Origin of the sequence: Atopomonas sediminilitoris (assembly GCF_022601735.1) — a bacterium.
GTDB classification, from domain to species: Bacteria; Pseudomonadota; Gammaproteobacteria; order Pseudomonadales; family Pseudomonadaceae; genus Atopomonas; species Atopomonas sediminilitoris.
This window is the reverse complement of sequence record NZ_JAKUMM010000003.1, coordinates 316,374-334,063: the sequence shown is the minus strand read 5'-3', so window position 1 is coordinate 334,063 and position 17,690 is coordinate 316,374. Positions and strand designations below refer to the sequence as shown.

At 57.7% G+C, this 17,690-nt stretch carries 14 protein-coding genes; 5 read left to right on the top strand and 9 right to left on the bottom strand.

The genetic code is table 11. The annotated features are described in order from the left end of the window. Positions 1-5 precede the first annotated feature (5 nt). From MKI83_RS06175 to MKI83_RS06165, 3 genes are all read left to right on the top strand, one after another. The gene (locus tag MKI83_RS06175; RefSeq protein WP_241584058.1) at positions 6-1,841 is read left to right on the top strand and encodes a GldG family protein; all 1,836 of its coding nucleotides are present in this window, start codon (positions 6-8) and stop codon (positions 1,839-1,841) included. A gap of 10 nt (positions 1,842-1,851) precedes the next feature. After that, positions 1,852-2,841 (top strand): DUF4340 domain-containing protein, encoded by a 990-nt coding sequence (locus tag MKI83_RS06170; protein ID WP_241584056.1) that lies wholly within the window; start codon positions 1,852-1,854, stop codon positions 2,839-2,841. 333 nt (positions 2,842-3,174) lie between these two features. After that, a complete protein-coding gene (locus MKI83_RS06165; protein ID WP_241584054.1) occupies positions 3,175-3,384 on the top strand; it encodes a cold-shock protein in 210 nt (69 codons plus the stop codon). Between the two features lie 69 nt (positions 3,385-3,453). On the opposite strand, the gene MKI83_RS06160 is transcribed toward MKI83_RS06165, so the two are convergent. Genes MKI83_RS06160 through dapE form a run of 3 tightly spaced genes read right to left on the bottom strand, consistent with a single transcriptional unit; the run spans position 3,454 to position 5,791 of the window. Then, the gene (locus MKI83_RS06160; RefSeq protein WP_241584052.1) at positions 3,454-3,825 is read right to left on the bottom strand and encodes a hypothetical protein; all 372 of its coding nucleotides are present in this window, start codon (positions 3,823-3,825) and stop codon (positions 3,454-3,456) included. Positions 3,826-3,830: 5 nt separating this feature from the next. Then, complete coding sequence (locus MKI83_RS06155; RefSeq protein ID WP_241584050.1) at positions 3,831-4,643, bottom strand: putative RNA methyltransferase; 813 nt, start codon at positions 4,641-4,643, stop codon at positions 3,831-3,833. After that, positions 4,643-5,791: a succinyl-diaminopimelate desuccinylase gene (dapE, locus tag MKI83_RS06150; protein WP_241584049.1), complete on the bottom strand. Its 1,149-nt coding sequence runs from the start codon at positions 5,789-5,791 to the stop codon at positions 4,643-4,645. The genes MKI83_RS06155 and dapE overlap by 1 nt, the downstream gene beginning before the upstream one ends. A gap of 101 nt (positions 5,792-5,892) precedes the next feature. Here dapE and tcdA point away from each other — a divergent pair, with 101 nt between their 5' ends. Continuing rightward, positions 5,893-6,729, top strand: coding sequence for a tRNA cyclic N6-threonylcarbamoyladenosine(37) synthase TcdA (gene tcdA, locus MKI83_RS06145; protein WP_241584048.1), 837 nt, complete (start codon positions 5,893-5,895; stop codon positions 6,727-6,729). 179 nt (positions 6,730-6,908) lie between these two features. Next, positions 6,909-7,118: a cold-shock protein gene (locus MKI83_RS06140; protein WP_241584047.1), complete on the top strand. Its 210-nt coding sequence runs from the start codon at positions 6,909-6,911 to the stop codon at positions 7,116-7,118. Between the two features lie 90 nt (positions 7,119-7,208). Here MKI83_RS06140 and MKI83_RS06135 read toward each other — a convergent pair whose 3' ends face one another. The 6 genes from MKI83_RS06135 to acs all read right to left on the bottom strand — a co-directional run bounded on the left by MKI83_RS06135 (position 7,209) and on the right by acs (position 17,568). Continuing rightward, positions 7,209-8,408, bottom strand: a complete 1,200-nt coding sequence (locus MKI83_RS06135) for a CaiB/BaiF CoA transferase family protein (RefSeq protein WP_241584046.1) — start codon at positions 8,406-8,408, stop codon at positions 7,209-7,211. An 8-nt stretch (positions 8,409-8,416) separates the two neighbouring features. Further along, positions 8,417-8,713: a DUF2845 domain-containing protein gene (locus MKI83_RS06130; RefSeq protein ID WP_241584045.1), complete on the bottom strand. Its 297-nt coding sequence runs from the start codon at positions 8,711-8,713 to the stop codon at positions 8,417-8,419. Then, on the bottom strand, positions 8,710-11,571 hold the full coding sequence (locus MKI83_RS06125; protein WP_241584044.1) for a DUF748 domain-containing protein: 2,862 nt from the start codon (positions 11,569-11,571) through the stop codon (positions 8,710-8,712). Before MKI83_RS06125 ends, MKI83_RS06130 begins: the two co-directional genes overlap by 4 nt. Beyond that, positions 11,568-14,258: a DUF2339 domain-containing protein gene (locus tag MKI83_RS06120; RefSeq protein ID WP_241584043.1), complete on the bottom strand. Its 2,691-nt coding sequence runs from the start codon at positions 14,256-14,258 to the stop codon at positions 11,568-11,570. Before MKI83_RS06120 ends, MKI83_RS06125 begins: the two co-directional genes overlap by 4 nt. 118 nt (positions 14,259-14,376) lie before the next feature. After that, positions 14,377-15,555 (bottom strand): acetyl-CoA C-acetyltransferase, encoded by a 1,179-nt coding sequence (locus MKI83_RS06115; protein WP_241584042.1) that lies wholly within the window; start codon positions 15,553-15,555, stop codon positions 14,377-14,379. Positions 15,556-15,633: 78 nt separating this feature from the next. Beyond that, positions 15,634-17,568, bottom strand: coding sequence for an acetate--CoA ligase (gene acs, locus MKI83_RS06110; protein ID WP_241584040.1), 1,935 nt, complete (start codon positions 17,566-17,568; stop codon positions 15,634-15,636). Positions 17,569-17,690 lie beyond the last annotated feature (122 nt).

Below are 17,690 nucleotides of genomic sequence, written 5' to 3'. Positions count from 1 at the left end.
GCGCCATGAAGCGAGTGATTTTTTCCGGCACGGGCCTGTTGTTGTTGGCCATTGCCTTTGTTGTGTTTAACAGCTTTTCGAGCCTCACCCTAAGCGGTGCTCGGCTAGATTTGACCGAACAAAAACTGTTCACCATTTCCGACGGTACCCGCGAGATTCTGGCGAGCCTCGATGAGCCGGTGAATCTGCATTTTTTCTACTCCAACAAGGCGGCTAAAGACTTAGTGTCGCTGCGCAATTACGCCAGCCGCGTCGAAGAGCTGTTGCGCGCCTATGAACGCGCCGCCGATGGCAAGTTGCGCTTAAGCGTGGTGGACCCAGAACCGTTCTCCGAGGCGGAAGACAAGGCGGCGTCCTTTGGCCTGCAAGGCGTGCCGCTGAATGCCAACGGTGACACCTTGTACTTTGGTCTGGCCGGCACCAACGCGCTGGATGACGTGCAAACCATTCCGTTTTTCCCGCTCGATCAAGAAGAGTTTTTGGAATACCAACTCAGTCAGTTAATTCAGGGTCTGGCCAAGCCAGAAAAACCCTCGGTGGGGCTGATTTCGAGCCTGCCGGTTAACGGCGGTTACGACATGATGAGCCGCCAGCCCACGCAGCCGTGGATGGTGTTGGAAGAAATGCGTCAGCTGTTTGAGATTAAAAGCCTCAAGGCCGGCGTTGATCAGATTCCGCAAGAGATCGGCGTGTTGCTGTTGATTCATCCCAAGCAATTGCCCGATGCAACCTTGTACGCAATCGATCAATTTGTTCTGCGCGGCGGCAAGTTGCTGGTGTTTGTTGACCCGTTCGCCGAGGGTGAGCAAGCCAATGACTTCACCGATGCGATGAGTAACGACAAGGCCTCGGACTTAGCCGCGCTGTTTAAGGCGTGGGGTGTGGCTTATGACTCAAGCAAGGTGCTGGCTGACGCCCGTTACGCCATGAGCGTGAACTTAGGCCAAGGTCAGCAGCCGGTGCGTCATGTGGGCTGGGTGAACCTCGACAGTGACAGCTTAGATGCGGACGACGTGGTCAGTGCCGGCTTAGATAATTTGGCCTTTGCGACCTCAGGCTTTGTCGGTGCCGCTGAAGGTGCCACCACGCAGCTGACGCCTTTGGTGCAAAGCTCTGACATGGCGATGCCGATGGCCAGCAATCGTTTTGCCGTGCTGCGTAACCCTGAAGAGCTATTTCGCGAGATGGAACCCACGGGCGAGCGTTATGCGCTGGCGGCTCGGGTGACTGGGCCGGCTAAAACCGCCTTCCCTGAGGGGATCGAAGGGCAAAAAGATGGCTTAAAGCAGGCGGATAACATCAACCTGATCGTGGTAGCCGACACGGACATGCTCAGCGACCGCATGTGGGTGCAGGTGCAAGAGTTCTTCGGTCAGCGCGTACCGCAGCCGTTTGCCTCTAACGCCAACTTCGTGATCAATGCGCTGGACAACTTGTCGGGCAGTGAGGCGCTGATCAGCGTGCGTTCGCGGGGTCGCTTTAGTCGTCCGTTCACGGTGGTCGAGAGCTTGCAGCGTCAGGCTGAAACCCGTCTGCAAGACAAAGAGCAGGTATTGCAGCAGCGCTTGAGCGAAACCGAGCAGAAGCTCGCTTCGCTGCAACAAAGCGATGACCCGAGCAAGGTGTTTGAGCTATCGCCGGAGCAACAAGCGACGGTGCAGCAGTTCCTCAATGAAAAAATCCAGCTGCGCAAAGAGCTGCGCGAGGTGCGTTTTCAGTTGAATGCTGAAATCGAACAGTTAGCCGGCACCTTGAAGTTCATCAACATTGGCTTAATTCCGTTGATTTTGACGGTGTTGGTGTTGCTGGCCTTGTTGCTGCGCCGCCGTCGTCACGCTTAAGGAGGGCACGATGGGACATCGAAACCTGTGGTTTTTACTGGCAGCAACGGCGTTGATGTTGTTGGCGATTTTTTCCCTGCGCCAAGAAGACAACGCCAATAGTGGCAGTGAGGTGCTGTTTTCAGACCTTAAGTTGCGCGCGCCAAGTCTGAATCGCATCACCGTTAACCGTGGTGAAGCACCGAAAATTGAGCTGCGTTTGCGTCAGGGGCAGTGGCTCATGACCAGCGAGAATGGCTATCCGGCCGATACCTTGCCGGTCACTGAATTGCTGCGCAATTTGGGCGAAGCCAAGCGCATTGAAGCGAAAACCAGCAATCCTGAGTATCACGCACGCTTGGGCTTGGCCGATCCGGACAGCGCCGAGGGCGCAGCGACTTTGTTGACGTTGAAGTTCATCAAGGGCGCGGCACTCAAGCTGTTGGTCGGTAATGCCGGTCAAAGCGGTGGTCAGTTAGTGCGCTTGCCGGGCGACAAGCAAGTGTGGCTGTTGGATAAGCCGTTGTTGTTGCCCAGCAGTGACATGGACTGGCTGAACAATGAAATCCTCAGCATGCCGCTGCAGGCGATCAAGTCGCTGCACATCGAGCACGCTAAGGGTGAATCGGTGACGGTGGCTCGTGATAACGCGCAGCAAATTAACTTTCGTGTTGCCGAGCTGGGCGAGGCCTCGTTGAATCATGCGGCGGTTAACAGCATGGTCAATGTCTTCACTGTGCTGGGCTTTGCCGAAGTGGCGCCTGCTGAGCAACTCACTTTTGCCAGTAAGCCCTTGCTGCAATTCACCCTCGACAGTTTTGTTGGCGATCAAGTGCAAGGGGCGATTTACGCGCAAGGCGAGTCGCATTGGTTGCGTTTAAGCAAGCGTGCGCCCGCGGCCGAAGGCTCGACGCTTAAATTGACCGCGCCTGAGGGCTGGTTGTTCCGTTTGCAGCCTTACCAAGCACAAGCGTTGAACAAAACGGCTGAGCAGCTCAAGCAAGCTCCCGTTACGCAATAACCGTTGCGACTAAAACGCCAAGTCGGCCACGCCGCTTGGCGTTTTTTTATGTGTGTTGGCCGCTGATGCGGTCTTGCGAGGCGTCTTTTTGGCCAAGCGATGCAAGAAATAGGCTGACTTTTCTAACAAATGGGCAAAAACACTTTTCAGTCATCTTCGCGTGGGTATACTCGGGACAGGCCGCGTTAGGAACACCTTTGCCTATCCCGCCTCCCAAGTCATCTGACCGGGAAGCCAATAAGCATAATAAAAAGCGTGTTTTCTGTTGGTCCCACCCTGTTGAGTTTGGTGCTCAAGCAGGACATCACATTGAAAGACTTGGAGAGAGTGGTAATGGCTGATCGTGAGATCGGAACCGTCAAATGGTTCAACGATACTAAAGGCTTTGGTTTTATTTCCCGTGCTGCCGGTCCGGACGTTTTCGTTCACTTCCGTGCTATTCGCGGCGAAGGTCACCGTAGCCTGGTAGAAGGGCAAAAGGTGGAGTTCACTGTGGCTCAGGGTCAGAAAGGCCTGCAAGCTGAAGACGTTGCTGCGCTCTAAGTCTTCTGCATAAAAAGACCCGCACCAATGAGTGCGGGTTTTTTTTGCTGCGCAAAAAGCTGGCTTAGCTTAGATGCGCCACACAATGGGGTTAACGCTGCCGTCTTTGACCTCTAACCAGTCATCGGCAGTGGCTTCGCCATCGGCCTCTTGCCAGCTGCCTGGTACGCAGCGCACGGCGATACCCAGTGCGTGATGGGCGGCTTGTGCGCAGGTGATATCGTCAGGCCATGGCGTGGCATCGCTTTGTAGCCATAGGCTGTGCCAGCGGCCAACGGCTTTCTCGGTCCATACCGCAGGGATACGGTCAGCCAGTAGGAATTGTCGCGTTTGACCTTTGTGCTGCACCTCACCGCTGCTGCCAATGGCTTGGCTTAGCCAAGCATGTACCGCGTCGAAGTCGGCTTCTTTGATGTAAATCTCGATGTCCGGCTGGCTCATGCTGCTCACTCTGACAGGCGTTGCACAATATCGTAGCGCGCAGCGACTTGCACCACGAGGGTTTGCTCGATCACCGCTTGGCGTTTTTCTTCGCTGGCGCGCCAGCCGTGTGGGGTCATGGCGAGCAAGTCGGCGCGATCAGCTGGGTTTTCTAGGGTGAAGTTAAAGCTCACGGTGCCGGTGTCCACGACATCCCAGTTATTGGGCAAGTTGGTCAAGTGCTTGGCGTCGTCGTAGGGGCGCACTTGGTCGTAGATTTTTTCGCGCAATTCCATCAGGTGTGCGCTGGCCGGGCCTAAGCGTAACAAGTGACCGCCGGGCTTTAACAGGCGCGCGGCCTCTGGGTAGTCCAGTGGGCTGAACACGCTCAGCAGCACGTCACAACTGGCGCTGGGCATGGGCACACGCGCCATGCTCGCCACCATCCAAGTCAGATCTGGGGCTAAACGGCAGGCACGCTTTACCGCATCGCGCGAGATATCCAAGGCATGACCGTCACTGCTGGGCAGTGCTTGAGCGACTTCGGCGGTGTAGTAACCCTCGCCGCAGCCGATGTCCAACCACGTGGCGGGGGCTAATTGCTGTGCGCGTTCAACTAAGCCTGCGGCCAGTGGGGCGTAATGCCCTGCAGCCAAGAAGCGCCGCCGCGCCTCGACCATTTGCGGGTTGTCGCCGGGGGCGCGGCTGTTTTTGTGCTGCACCGGCAGCAGGTTGTAATAGCCTTGGCGGGCGCGGTCAAAGCGATGGCCGTGAGTGCAGGCCAAACCTTGTTCGCTGAGCGCGAGCGCTTGCTGGCAAAGAGGGCAGGTTAGCTGCATCAGGCGAGCAACTTGACGAGGGTTTGATAGTAAATTTCCGTCAGCTGGTCGAGGTCGCTGGCGAGAACTCGCTCGTTCACTTGGTGAATGGTGGCGTTGAGCGGGCCGACTTCGACGACTTGGGTGCCGAGGGTGGCGATAAAGCGCCCATCTGAGGTGCCGCCAGAGGTCGATGGTGTGGTCTCGCGGCCTGTCACGGCCAGAATGCTGTGGCTGACGGCGGCCAATAATTCACCGGGCTCGGTGAGGAAGGGCAGGCCGGAGAGGTTCCAGTCGATATGCCAGTCCAAATCGTGCTTATCCAGCACGGCTTGCATGCGCTGCTGCAGGCTTTCGACGCTGGACTCAGTACAGAAGCGGAAATTAAACAAACAGTCCAGCTCGCCCGGGATCACATTGGTGGCACCCGTGCCGCTGTTGATGTTGGAGATTTGAAAGCTGGTCGGCGGGAAGAAGTCGTTGCCTTGATCCCATTCAATACCGGCCAGCTCGGCTAAGGCCGCCGCGGCTAAGTGAATAGGGTTTTTGGCTAGATGCGGATAGGCCACGTGACCTTGCACACCGCGCACGGTGAGCTTGCCGTTGAGCGAGCCGCGACGACCGTTTTTGACGATATCGCCTAGCTTGGTGGTGCTCGATGGCTCGCCAACAATGCACCAGTCCAGTCGTTCTTTGCGTGCGCCTAGGCGCTCAACCACCGCGCGGGTGCCGTGCAGAGCAGGGCCTTCTTCATCGCTGGTGATTAAAAATGCGATGGCGCCTTTATGCTGGGGGTGATCGGCGACGAAGCGCTCGACCGCGATGATCATCGACGCCAGGCTGCCTTTCATGTCGGCCGCGCCACGTCCGCAAAGCATGCCTTGATCATCAATCAAGGGTTCAAACGGCGGGTATTGCCACGCGCCGAGTGGGCCGGTGGGAACGACGTCGGTATGGCCGGCAAAACACAGCACTGGGCCATCTTCACCACGGCCGCTGCGTTTAGCCCAAAAGTTGTCGACCTCTTCTATACGCATGGGCTCTAAGGCGAAGCCGCAGGCTTGCAGGCGCTGCATCATCAAGTCTTGGCAGCCGATATCTTCTGGTGTCACCGAGGCGCGGCGAATCAGGTCAAAGGCAAGTTCCAAGGTGGGTGAAAGGGCAGTCATGCAAACTCCAAGGCAATACGACGGGTTGGGCGGGGCGAATACTAACAGATTGCCTATAATGCGCGGCCAAGTCTGGTACGGCGCAGAGTCGTGGAGGTGGTATGACGCAAGATGATCCGCGGTTCGGCGGCATAGCCCGCTTATATGGCCAAGAAGGGTTAGCACGCTTGCAGGCCAGCCATGTGGCTGTGGTGGGCATTGGCGGTGTCGGTAGCTGGGCGGCAGAGGCGTTAGCGCGCTCCGGGGTTGGCGTGATCAGTGTGTTTGATCTGGACGATATTTGTGTCACCAATACCAATCGGCAGATACATACGCTGGCCGGCACGGTCGGTGAGATGAAGGTCGATGCCATGGCAGCGCGCATTCAGGCGATTAACCCAGCCTGCGTGGTGCACGCGGTGGCGGACTTTGTCACGCGCGATAGCTTGGCTCAACATCTGCACGATGACTTGGATTTTGTGATTGATTGCATCGACAGCGTGCAGTCTAAGGTGGCGCTGATTAACTGGTGCAAGCGGCGCAAGATTCCCGTGATCACGACCGGCGGCGCCGGCGGGCAGGTTGATCCGACGCAAATCCAAGTGGCTGATCTGAACAAGACGTTTAATGACCCGCTAGCCGCTAAAGTGCGCTCCTTGCTGCGGCGCGATCATCAGTACTCACGCAACACGGCGCGTAATTGGGGGGTGCCGTGCGTGTTCTCCAGTGAGCAGCTGCGCTACCCCAAGCCGGATGGGTCGGTCTGCCAGCAGAAAACCTTTGTTGGTGAAGGTGTGCGCTTGGACTGCGCCGGCGGCTTTGGTGCGGTGACGATGGTGACGGCCACGTTTGGTTTTGTTGCCGTCGCCAAAGTGGTGGACAAGTTGGTGGCTGGCAAAGCCTTGCGACCGAGCTTGCGCCAGACGATCAAGCTGCCTGAAGCCCCCGGAAATATTTGAAGTGATGAGAGGGTCTATTTCTTTTTCGATGTATGTGTATAATCGGCCAGCTGCTATGCAAGTGTCGCTTCGTTCCAACTTGATGTACTGATTCAGTTCTTTCATCTCCTCGGCGCGGTTTACAAGCGCAGCTTAACCCTCTGCCATCTGGCAGTTTTATATTTTCTTAGGAGATTAAAATGTCTGAAGTTCAAAAAGGTACTGTTAAGTGGTTCAACGACGAGAAAGGTTACGGTTTCATTACTCCTGAAAACGGTCCTGACCTGTTCGTACACTTCCGTTCGATCGAAAGCGATGGCTTCAAGAGCCTGGCTGAAGGTCAAGCTGTATCTTTCGTAGCTGTGCAAGGCCAGAAAGGCATGCAAGCTGACAAGGTTAAAGTACTGTAATTTTTTACGGTCTTAAGCTTTGAAAAAAGCCCCGACGTGTCGGGGCTTTTTTGTGCCTGTTAGTTTTTCGCGAGCGCTTGGAGCCGGTGGTCAAATGGCGCCGTCTGTTTTTAGCTGAGCAATTTGTTCGGTGCTGTAGCCGAGCTTTTGCAAAATCGATTGATTGTCTGCGCCTAGAGCCGGCCCCACATGCTCGCTACTGCCGGGTGTGGCCGAGAGTTTGGGGATGATGCCGGGCATTTTGAAGCTTTTGCCGTCCGGTAGTTGGCCGTCAATAAACATGTTACGGGCCAAGAACTGCGGGTCTTTGATCATGTCTTCGATGCTGTAAATCGCGCTGGCGGGGACTTCGGCGGCTTCGAGTGTGGCCAAGACATCGGCTTGGCTATTACGCGCGACCCAGTCATCAATCAGGCCATATAACTCGGCGCGCCGTGCGTCGCGGCCGGCGTTATCGGCCAAGCTGGGATCGTTGGCGAGGTCATCGCGGCCCATGGCACGGGCAAAGCGTTGAAAGATGGCATCGCCATTGGCGCTGATTTGTACGTGCTTACCGTCGGCGCTGGTGTGCACCGAGGAGGGCGTAATGCCGGGCATGATGTTGCCGGTGCGTTCGCGAATAAAGCCGAACACGTCGAACTCCGGCACCATGGACTCCATCATACCAAACACCGCTTCATACAAGGCCACGTCGACCACCTGGCCGACGCCTGCGTTAACTTCGCGGTGACGCAGCGCCATCAACGCCCCACAAACGCCCCACAGTGCGGCGATTGAGTCGCCGATGGAAATGCCGGTGCGCACCGGCGGGCGATCATCGAAGCCGGTGATGTAGCGCAGCCCACCCAAGGATTCGCCCACCGCGCCAAAGCCTGGCTGATCTTTCATGGGGCCGGTTTGGCCGAAACCGCTCATGCGTAGCATGACGAGCTTAGGGTTGAGCGCGTGTAACGCGTCCCAGCCAAAGCCGAGCTTTTCCAGCACGCCGGGGCGAAAGTTCTCTACCAGCAAATCTGCATCGGCCAACAGCTCACGCAAAATGCGTTTACCGTCAGGGTGTTTCAGGTTAAGCGTCAGCGATTGTTTGTTGCGTGCCTGTACAAACCACCACAGTGAGGTGCCTTCATAGAGCTTGCGCCATTTACGCAGCGGGTCCCCGCCGTCGGGTGACTCGACCTTGATCACTTCGGCGCCAAATTCGCCGAGGATACGGGTCGCAAAGGGGCCGGCGATTAAACTGCCCAGTTCAATCACCTTGATCCCCGCAAGGGGTTTGGCGGTGTCGCTCATGACAATCCTTATTGTTTGCGGCGTGATTCGATGCGGCTAAGGCGCGTGCCTTCGAAGGTGAGGATGTAATACACGCCGCTGCGTGGGCCGTAGACCCATTCTTCAATTTTAAATTCGCGGCGTTGGTCGTAGGTTAAGGTGTAACCGACGATGTCGCGTTGACGCGGTTCGCCGCAGCGCTCCAGCACTTCAAAGGCTAAATCGCCTTCATTCACTAGCTTGCTGCCGCAGCGCATGGCGTGGGCACTTTGGCTAAAGGCCAAGGCAGCAAGGGTTAGGCTGATCAGTAAGCTAAAGCGTTTCATTGCACCTCCAGATGCAGGGGAGACGTGACGCTGTTGTTTTCGCCTGCCGCGACCACGCGGGCGTCGAGCAGAAACAGGCGCTCTGGGGCGAGCTGCTGTTTTTCGACGAGAAAATCTTTGATCGCGCTGCTGCGGGCTTGTGCAAGTTTGCGCAGTAACACTTCGCTGTTTTGCCAAAAAGCAATTAAGGCTTGTTCTGCCTGTTGCGCTTGTGCGGCTTGATCCTGTTGAGCCCAGTCAGCTGGCGGATGGCCAATGCGTTCGCGATAGATACTGCTGAGCAGCGCGGGGCGGAAGTCGTCCGGCACGGTGACCGCCAGCCGACTGTCGGGCACGTCTTCGCCACGGCGCTGCAGGATGCGGTAATAACCGCGTTTTAGTTCGCGCTCTAGGCGTTTTTGCGCCTCTGGAAGGCTATCGGGATCGCGTGCGGCTACACCTTCGATTTCCAATCGCAGCACGGGTTTTTGTTGCAGGGCTTCGGCTAACTGGCTGAGACTTTTCTGCGCGCTGGCATTCAGCTCGGCCGAGCCTGCGCTAAAGCTGACTTCGCCTAGGTTGACGTCTTCGCCTGGGATTAATCCGCCAAGCAGCTTGAATGGGCTGGCGGCCGCTTTGGCGATCAAGTTGCCGATGGCTTTAAACACCAAAGGCGCCACGCGAAACTCGGGATCATTTAAATCGCCGGTCAGCGGAATATCCAAATCGATATTGCCGTCGGTATCGGTCATCAAGGCTAAGCCTAGGCGAACCGGTAGTTTGACGGCGTCGGGGCTATCAACCTGTTCGCCGAGTTGCAGTTTCTCTAGCAAGATTTTGTTGCTGGCTTGCAGGCGGCCATTCTCAATTTTGTAGCCCAAGTCCAAACTCATGCGCCCTTTGCGAATGCTGTAGCCGGCAAATTTGCCGGAGTAGGGGGTGAGCGTGGTGAGTTCGACTTTGTTAAAGCTCAGCAGCATATCCAGCTTATTGAGGGGGTCGAACGGAGTCAGGTTGCCGCGGACCACTACCGGGGCATAACGGTCGACCTTGCCTTTGATGTCGATCTTGGCGGGGGCTGGGTTGGTGCTGTTAATGCCACTGATTTGGCCATTAAGTTGCTCAATGCCAGCGTCAAACTCAGGGGTTAAGGAGAAGTCGGCAAAGTTGGCGCTGCCGTCTTCTACGCGGATGCTCTGCAGGTTGATAGCCAAGGGGTTGGGGTTTTCTGGTGCAGGCTTGGTGGCCGCTTGCGGCACCAGCAACTGACTCACATTGGTGCTGCGATCTTCATTGACGATAAAACGTGCGAAGGGCTTACGCAGCACCACTTCGGCGATGTTGAGGTGCTGGTTAAGCGCAAAGTCGATACCGTTAACATCGACCGCTTGCCAGCGCACTAAGTCGCGACCTTTAAGGGCGTCAAGGGTGTGCAATTGCTCAATCGTTAAGCGTCCGGTGGCGTTTAGCGCGAGTGCCTGCTCTTGTTTGGCGCTGACTTTGAAGTCGCCACCTAGCCAACCGCTGCGCAGCTCCACGCGTACAAAGGGTTCAAGGTAGTGTTGCAGCTGGCGCAAATCCAAGCGCTCGGCTTGTGCGCTGAGCTCAACCTGTAACGGCATGGGCTGCAGGCTGCCGTTAACGCTGAGTTGACCTTGTTTGCCAAGCCCTGTGCTCAAGGTAATGGGTAGGGGCGCGGGTTTGCTGCTGTGGTAATCCTTCAGGGTTAATTGCAGCGGGCCGACGCTATGTTGCACTGCTTCGTTGGGGACTTCATCACGCAGCGCCAAGCGGTAATCGCTCAAGGTCAGCTGTTGCAGGCTGATCTGCCACGGCTCGCTGGTCGTTTGCGCGTCGGCTGCATCAGTGGCGCCGCTGTCTTGTGTGATTAAGCTTTGCCAGTCAAGACGGCCGTCTTTGAAGCGCTTGGCGTTGATGCTGAGCCCTTGGCTGTTGATCTGGCCGAGATTAACGCGACGCTGTTGCAGGTCAAACGCTGCCCCTTTAATGCTGAGGCTGGCCAGTTGAGCGTGGGTGTCGGCCTGTTTAGGGATGTTGACCGCTAGTTTGCTGAGTTGGCCATCAAGATTGCTCAGGCTCAGCGCGAGGGTGTGCTGTAAATCCACCGTGTAGTCGGCGGCAATGTCGAGGGTGCCGGCGCTTAAGGCTAAAGCCAAATTGCCTTGTGCATAAGGCCACCACACAGGCAAAGGAATATTGCTCAGGCTCAGGCGGCCGCGACTTTGCAGCGGCAGGATGCTGATTTGCCCCTGCCAAGCAAGGGTGGCGCCATTTGGCCCCGTGCCGTTGAGTTGCAGCTCGGCTTGTTCGTCGGGGAGGGTGCTGAGGTTGTGCAGCTCGATATTCAGCGGTGTCAGATTGAAGGCCACCTCAGGCTGTGGGCGCTGATCGCGGTAACTGACGCGTTCGCCCTGCAGGTGCAAATGCTTAATGCGCAGCGGGAACGGTTCGCTGCTTGCCTCATCACTGCTGGCCGGTAGATTCAGCGCTTGCAGCAGGTTGAAATGGCCTTGTTGGTCGAACTCGGCGTGATGGCGAATCCCGCGCAGCTGCACGTTATCCAAGGCCAGCGCCCCGGCCCACAGGCTGCTCCAGCTGACATCGACCTTTAATTGGCTAAAGCCGGTGAGCGGGTCTTGCTTAGGGCCAAGCCACAGCTCTTTGATTTCCAGCTCAAGGGTGAAGGGGTTAAAGCCCACGCGCTCTAGACTGCTGGGCACCTTAACCCACTGAGCCAGTTGGGCTTTGCCAAGGTGCAATACGGCCGCTGGAATCACTAAGAAACCGAGTAAACACCAAAAGGCGAGGCCATACAGCGGCCAGCGAATCCAGCGTGGGGTTAAGGCGGTGGTCTTCATGCTGCTTCCTTGTGCCTTGTATTGCTTGCGTCATCTGCCGGTGGCAGGGGTGCAATGTAGCCGATCACTAGCAACAATGCGCCGACGGCGATAAAACTAATGATGCGTGCTAGCGTGCCGCTTTGGCCTAGATCGACCGCAAATAATTTAAGCACGGCAGCCCCCAATAAGGCTGCGCCGGCAAACCAATAGACGCGTGAGGTGCGCCAGCGTGACAGGCTCATGCTGGCCGCGCCGCACAGTGTCCACAGAATCGCTAACAAGGTTTGCAATGAGTCGCTGGCCCATAGCGCGCCAATCTGCCACGGCAGATCCCAAATCAGTGCGGCGCTGCGTACGGCGCTGAGATTGAGCAGCACAAAGCCTGCGAGCAATGCCAGGCGGTTGGCGTCTTGGCCGAATCGACTGCGTGCCAGATGCCACAACACACCCAGCGCAACCAACTGGCTGATATCGAGCAAGTTAAGCAGCGGGGTGAGGCTGATATGCATGCCCTGCGGGTCACTCGGGCATAGCAGTAACCACAGGATGATGCTGATGAGTGCACTGATGCTGGGTAGCTGCCGTTGATAAGCGGGTTGGCCGGCTGCCCACGTTGCGCGAGGCAGTGCCATGCTCAAGGCGCTGAACAGGATGAGCTGGATGCCGAGCCGCTCGCTTAGCGCAAGGTTAAGTAGCTCCATGCGCTGATCAACACACAGCGCGAGCAATAGCATCAGCCAGACGCCGTTAAGAGTATGCCGGAGCGCCAGTGTGCGGCTGCTGAGCTCGGCTTGGGGTGTCTGTGAGAACACCACGACACTGTGCAGCACAGCGGCGCTGGCCCACAGCAAAAAGCCATATCCGCCCAGTAACGACGCCTGAGCGCTGTAGCCGACGACCAACAGGGCTAGCAGTACGCTGGCCGCGTTGTGTGTATGACCGAGCATTGGCCAGCGCAGCAGCCATTCTGCGCCACGCGCCAACAACACGCTGGCGATGATCACGCACAGCATGAGTTGCCAGCGAACAAGGTCGTGATACAGGGCTTCGATGTGCCATGCCCAGCTTGCCAGCCAAGCCGCCAGCCCCAGTGCCAGCAAGATCGGCTGCAGTTGACGCCATGCCAGTCGGCCCAGTTGTAAGCCGTGCGCGTGGCGCTGCAACCACAGCGCGCAGCAGATCAAGGCTGCGCTCAGAATTAGCGCGCAATAAAACTGGCTATTACCCCAGTCAGCGGCCTGTGAGGGCATCTCCGCTAGGCTCAGCCACGCGCCCAGTTGCAGCAGCAAACTCATCACAATCGACCAGTGTCTTTGCTGCAAAAGGGCAAAGCGCAGCAGCAAGGCGCCTTCTAGGGCCCAGCTGATGGCGGTCCAGTCGCCGGGCAAGGCCAGCGGAATGCTCATGCTGAGCAACACCAAGGCAATTCCTAACAATGCTTCTTTGAGCAGTGTCGGGGCGCGTTGGCGTAGGAGTACAAACAAGCCTGCGTAGAGCAGGCCGCTGAGCAAACAGCTGACGGCCAGCCAGCTTTGTTGATCCCACAGCAAGAGGTATTGCAGGCCGGTGAAGGCCAGTGGTGTGCCAAATAACAAGCTGTTGTCGAGCCAAGGCTTGTGCTGGCTTTGCAGCGGAAAGCGCACGCTGATCATCAGGTACAAGGCAAAGAACAGCAGCAAGAAGGGCTCGGTGCTGGCCAGCAACGCCGGTTGATATTGGTTAACCCCCCACAGCACGCCGATAACAAAGGTGAAGGCAAAGCCGAGCAGGTTGAGTTCGCGCCAGTGTTTGTGCCACGCAATAAATGCCAGCGCCAGATTGAGCAGCGCGTAGTAGGCGAACAAGTGCACGTGACTGCCTTGACCGGTGCTGGCCAGAATTGGCGCTAAAAAACCACCCGCGAGGGCGAAACTGGCCAAGCCACGCGCATCTTGGCGCAGGGCTAATGCCGCGCTGAGTGCTGCCAGTAAGGTGAGCAAGATGAAGGCGCTGCTGGCCTCTAAGATCGGGTAAAGACGAAAAGCGGCAAAGACTGTCATGTACAGCAAGCCCAGTGCGCCGCCTTGTAAAAGCAGGGCGTACAGGCGTTGTTGCTGACGCAAATACCAGCCCAAACCCAGCAAGGCGAGGCCTGCGGCGGCAACGCCGCTTAAGCGCCCAGTGATGGACAGCTGCACATGTTCGCTGGCATAGCGCAGTAAAAAGCCAACGCCGAAAAACAACACCACCAGACCGACTTTAACCGCCGGGTTGCCGCCGATAAGCCACTGCCAAGCGACGAGTAAACCGCGTTCAATCCAGTCGCTAGATTCGTCTGTGCTGGTGCGCGCTGCTGGGGCTGGTTGAGCGTTCGGGGCTGTGGCGCGAGGGCGGGGCGCGGGCTGGGTGCTTGTCTGGGGGGCGGCTTGGGCGCTTAACTCCTCCGGTAGGCTCCAGTCGAGGTTATCTTCGGGGGCTTGCGGAGCAGCGGCCGCTGGCGCCGGGCGCTCAGTGGTAGACGAGGTAGGCGTGGCAGAAGACGCGCTTGTTAGGGTGTGGATTTGCTCGCGTAGCTCCTGCAGCGCGTGTTCCTGCTGAAACTGTCGGCCCAGCACATAGCCCAGCAGAGCCAATACCGGCGTGGCGACGAGGGCCGCGCTGGAAAATGCGCTCAACAACAGACCGAATAACGTCAGCAGTCCGGCCAACAGCAGTGGATTACGCATGCATCATCCTTAAGTCATGGCAGGGCAGATAGAACCGATAGAACAGATAGAACAACGGCGGCTAACCCTGAGTTTAGCCGCCGTGTTTAGGCTACCAAGAGGCGCTTGGCCTATCAGTTTAGCGCGCCAAGGTTAACGCGACGCCTTGGCCGCCACCGATACACAAGGTGGCGAGGGCTTTTTTCGCGTCGCGGCGCTGCATTTCGTGCAGCAACGTCACCAAGATACGGCAACCGCTGGCACCGATGGGGTGGCCGATGGCGATGGCGCCGCCATTAACGTTGACCTTGTTGGTATCCCAGCCCATTTCTTGGTTAACGCTGATAGCTTGCGCGGCAAAGGCTTCGTTGGCTTCGATCAGATCGAGGTCATCAATGCTCCAACCGGCCTTGGCCAGTGCGCGCTGGCTGGCACACACGGGGCCAATACCCATGATGGCCGGGTCGACGCCGGCGTTGGCGTAGCTAGCAATCTTGGCCAGTACCGGCAGGCCGAGTTCGGCGGCTTTGCTGGCGCTCATCAGCAACACGGCCGCGGCGCCGTCGTTGAGGGTAGAGGCGTTGCCGGCGGTGACGCTGCCGTCCTTTTTAAACGCAGGGCGCAGCTTGGCTAGACTGTCGGCCGTGGTGCCGGGGCGGATTTGCTCGTCTTGATTAAACAGCACGGGCTCGCCTTTGCGCTGCGGAATGCTCACCGCGGCAATTTCATCAGCAAAGCGGCCGGCTTGCTGCGCAGCTTCGGCTTTTTGCTGTGAGGCAGCGGCGAAAGCGTCTTGCGCCTCGCGGCTAATGGCGTACTTGGCCACCAGATTTTCTGCGGTGATGCCCATGTGGTAATCGTTAAACGCATCCCACAAGCCATCTTTAATCATGCTGTCGGTGAGCTCCGCATGGCCCATGCGCAAACCGGTGCGGGCTTTGGGCAGCACGTAGGGCGACAGGCTCATGTTTTCTTGGCCGCCGGCAATGATGATCTCGGCATCGCCGCAACGAATGGCTTGTGCGCCCAGATGCAGGGCTTTAAGGCCCGAGCCGCAGACTTTGTTGATGGTCATGGCGGGCACCGTGTGCGGCAAGCCGGCGGCAATCACCGCTTGGCGCGCGGGGTTTTGGCCGCTGCCAGCGGTGAGCACTTGGCCCAGCAACACTTCATCAATGCTCTCGGCGGCAACGCCGGTGTCTGCGAGTAATTTGCGGATCACCACGGCACCCAGCTCATGGGCGGGAATGGCGGACAAGCTGCCCTGAAAACTGCCGACGGCGGTGCGGCAGGCGGCGACGATGACGACCTCTTGCATGATGGGTGTTCTCTAAAGACCAAAGAAAAGGGCCCTAAGGATAAGGGCCCAGACAGCGACCGGCCAGTCTGTGAGGTGTTAGCGGTTGTGGCGCTGCTCAATCAGGCTGTTCACCACGCCTTCATCGGCGAGCGTTGAGGTGTCACCTAGGTTATCCAGCTCATTGCAGGCAATTTTGCGCAGGATGCGGCGCATGATTTTGCCGGAGCGAGTTTTCGGCAACGCGGGCGCCCACTGCAGTAAGTCGGGTTTAGCGAAACTACCGATTTCTTTGCTGACAAACTGACGTAGCTCGTCTTCTAGTTCGGCACTGGCGCTGACACCGGCCATGGGCGTGATGTAGGCGTAGATGCCTTGGCCTTTGACATCGTGTGGATAACCGACCACGGCGGCCTCGGCGATGGCATCGTGCAGCACCAACGCGCTCTCGACCTCGGCGGTGCCGATGCGATGGCCTGAGACATTCAGCACATCATCGACACGGCCGGTGATCCAAAAGTCGCCGTCCTCATCGCGGCGCGCGCCGTCGCCGGTAAAGTAGTAGCCGGGATAGGCGCTGAAGTACGTGTCGATCAAGCGTTGATGATCACCGTACACGCTGCGGATTTGGCTCGGCCAACTGGCTTTAATCGCCAGTACACCTGCGCCTGCGCCTTCGATCTCTTGCCCTTGGTCATCCAATAACACCGGCTGCACGCCAAAGAAGGGGCGGGTAGCGGAACCGGGTTTGAGTTCGGTGACGCCCGCTAGCGGGGTGATCATGATGCTGCCAGTTTCGGTCTGCCACCAGGTATCGACAATCGGGCAACGGCTATCGCCGACCACGTGGTAGTACCACTCCCATGCTTCTGGATTGATCGGTTCGCCCACCGAGCCTAACAAACGCAGGCTAGTACGTTGAGTTCGTTTGACGGGGCCTTCACCGTCGCGCATTAAGGCGCGGATAGCCGTGGGTGCGGTGTAAAAGATGTTGACCTGATGCTTATCGATGACCTGCCAAAACCGCGAAGTGTCGGGGTAGTTGGGCACGCCCTCAAACATCAAGCTGGTGGCACCATTGGCCAATGGGCCGTAGACGATATAGCTGTGGCCGGTGATCCAGCCGACGTCGGCGGTGCACCAATAGACTTCACCGTCTTTGTAATCAAACACGTATTTAAAGCTGAGACTGGCCCCCAGGAGATAGCCTGCGGTGGTGTGTAGCACGCCTTTGGGTTTGCCGGTCGAGCCTGAGGTGTAGAGGATAAACAGCGGGTCTTCGCTGTCCATCGGTTCGGCAGGGCAGTCGAGCGGCATGGCGCGTACCGCTTCGTGGTACCAAATGTCGCGCCCGTCTTGCCAGTTGATCTCACCTTCGGTGCGCTGCACCACCACTGTGGTGTGCACATTGGGGCAGGCGGTGAGTGCTTGGTCGACATTGTTTTTTAGCGGGATGCGCTTGGCGCCGCGTAGGCCTTCATCGGCGGTGATCACGCAGGTGCAATCGCTATCGAGAATCCGGTCGCGCAGCGCATCGGGTGAGAAACCACCAAACACCACCGAGTGAATCGCGCCGATGCGTGCGCAGGCGAGCATGGCGTAGCTGGCCTCGGGGATCATCGGCATATAGATACACACGCGATCACCTTTGCCTACGCCCCGCGCTTTGAGCGCATTGGCTAAGCGGCAGACTTTTTGGTGCAGTTGGCGATAGGTGATGTGCGCTGATTCGTGTGGGTCATCGCCTTCCCAGATGATGGCGACTTGATCGGCACGCGTGGCGAGGTGGCGATCAATGCAGTTGTGAGTAACGTTGAGCTTGCCACCAATAAACCATGCCGCTTGGCCTTGATGAAAATCACTTTCGCTGAGCGTATGCCAAGGCGCTAACCAGTCCAGCGTGGCGGCTTGCTCGCGCCAGAAGCTATCTGGATCCTGAATCGAGCGTTGATACAGCGCGTGGTACTGCTCGTGGTTAAGCAGCGCTTGGGCGCGGGTGGCGTCGCTGACAGGATGACGTTCGATGGCAAACATGGTGAGCACTCCCTGTTGTTGTTATGGGGGGATTAGCCGTCTGAGCATAACCAAGCATTTGCTTGGTTAGAAGGGTGCTGGCGTTAAAAGTCTTGGCTTGAGCGTAGTGCCCATACAGCAAA

What these genes read in the sequence shown, in the direction of transcription:
- MKI83_RS06175 (WP_241584058.1), top strand. Translation starts at nt 6, where the DNA reads ATGAAGCGAGTGATTTTTTCCGGCACGGGCCTGTTGTTGTTGGCCATT.
- MKI83_RS06170 (WP_241584056.1), top strand. Translation starts at nt 1,852, where the DNA reads ATGGGACATCGAAACCTGTGGTTTTTACTGGCAGCAACGGCGTTGATG.
- MKI83_RS06165 (WP_241584054.1), top strand. Translation starts at nt 3,175, where the DNA reads ATGGCTGATCGTGAGATCGGAACCGTCAAATGGTTCAACGATACTAAA.
- MKI83_RS06160 (WP_241584052.1), bottom strand. Translation starts at nt 3,825, where the DNA reads ATGAGCCAGCCGGACATCGAGATTTACATCAAAGAAGCCGACTTCGAC.
- MKI83_RS06155 (WP_241584050.1), bottom strand. Translation starts at nt 4,643, where the DNA reads ATGCAGCTAACCTGCCCTCTTTGCCAGCAAGCGCTCGCGCTCAGCGAA.
- dapE (WP_241584049.1), bottom strand. Translation starts at nt 5,791, where the DNA reads ATGACTGCCCTTTCACCCACCTTGGAACTTGCCTTTGACCTGATTCGC.
- tcdA (WP_241584048.1), top strand. Translation starts at nt 5,893, where the DNA reads ATGACGCAAGATGATCCGCGGTTCGGCGGCATAGCCCGCTTATATGGC.
- MKI83_RS06140 (WP_241584047.1), top strand. Translation starts at nt 6,909, where the DNA reads ATGTCTGAAGTTCAAAAAGGTACTGTTAAGTGGTTCAACGACGAGAAA.
- MKI83_RS06135 (WP_241584046.1), bottom strand. Translation starts at nt 8,408, where the DNA reads ATGAGCGACACCGCCAAACCCCTTGCGGGGATCAAGGTGATTGAACTG.
- MKI83_RS06130 (WP_241584045.1), bottom strand. Translation starts at nt 8,713, where the DNA reads ATGAAACGCTTTAGCTTACTGATCAGCCTAACCCTTGCTGCCTTGGCC.
- MKI83_RS06125 (WP_241584044.1), bottom strand. Translation starts at nt 11,571, where the DNA reads ATGAAGACCACCGCCTTAACCCCACGCTGGATTCGCTGGCCGCTGTAT.
- MKI83_RS06120 (WP_241584043.1), bottom strand. Translation starts at nt 14,258, where the DNA reads ATGCGTAATCCACTGCTGTTGGCCGGACTGCTGACGTTATTCGGTCTG.
- MKI83_RS06115 (WP_241584042.1), bottom strand. Translation starts at nt 15,555, where the DNA reads ATGCAAGAGGTCGTCATCGTCGCCGCCTGCCGCACCGCCGTCGGCAGT.
- acs (WP_241584040.1), bottom strand. Translation starts at nt 17,568, where the DNA reads ATGTTTGCCATCGAACGTCATCCTGTCAGCGACGCCACCCGCGCCCAA.